Source organism: Robbsia andropogonis, from assembly GCF_000970345.1.
Taxonomy (GTDB): domain Bacteria; phylum Pseudomonadota; class Gammaproteobacteria; order Burkholderiales; family Burkholderiaceae; genus Robbsia; species Robbsia andropogonis.
The window spans coordinates 1-796 of the sequence record NZ_LAQU01000217.1 but is presented as its reverse complement, the minus strand read 5'-3'; the positions used below and the strand labels follow the sequence as shown (position 1 = coordinate 796).

Annotated in this window: 1 protein-coding gene; it reads right to left on the bottom strand. The window is 56.0% G+C overall.

Annotated features, from left to right (window positions below):
• Positions 1–730: helix-turn-helix domain-containing protein (locus tag WM40_RS27230; protein ID WP_157793841.1), on the bottom strand; the 730-nt coding region annotated here is incomplete at its 3' end.
• Positions 731–796 lie beyond the last annotated feature (66 nt).

The window sequence follows — 796 nt, the reverse complement described above, 5'->3', positions numbered from 1 at the left end:
GCCCCGTGCGCAAATAAGTCACTAGCTCTCGTTTGAGTGCACCACGCCCTTGAATGTAGAGCGCTTGGTAGATGGCTTCGTGAGAAATGCGCATGGTTTCGTCATCCGGGAAATCGGACTTCAGTCGGAGGGAAATCTGTTCCGGCGACCAGCCATTGACCCATTTCCGGTCACTGCGTTCTGGTTTGTTCCGACCGATAAACGCTGCTTGCTTAGGGCCTGAGACCTTACGGCCTTTAGCATCATGGATCTGTCCCTCCAGCCTAGCCTGCACATATTGATGCAGCCTATGGTTTGTCACAAGCTTTGCGGGTTTCGGGCGCTTAGCAAAAAGATCGGCCTTCCACTGCGCGACTGATGCACGATAGTCAAGCAGCCCGGAACGAGTTGCCGCGTTACGTCTAAGTTCCCGCGAGACCGTTGACGCGCTACGCCCTATACGCCGAGCGATCTCGCGTATTCCGATATTTTGTGCATAGAGTAATGCTATTTCCTCACGCTCGGCAAACGACAAGTATCTCCCGGACATAGGATTCGCCATAAATAAAGGCATCCCGCCGCGCTTACGAAACCAGCGCGTGCCAACGGCCTGCGACACCCCTACCGCTGCGGCGGCCTTCTCACTTGTAATGCCGGTCGCAATCTGCTCCCAAAACTGGCGCTCGATCTCTTGCCGATGCGACGGGTGGCCGGGGGAGCGCATCGCGCCTCGCCCCGTGAACTGTTGAATCCATTGTCCTGGACGACCCATGAGACACCTCCTGAAGTAAGGTGTTGCGACGACCGGTTGAATCTA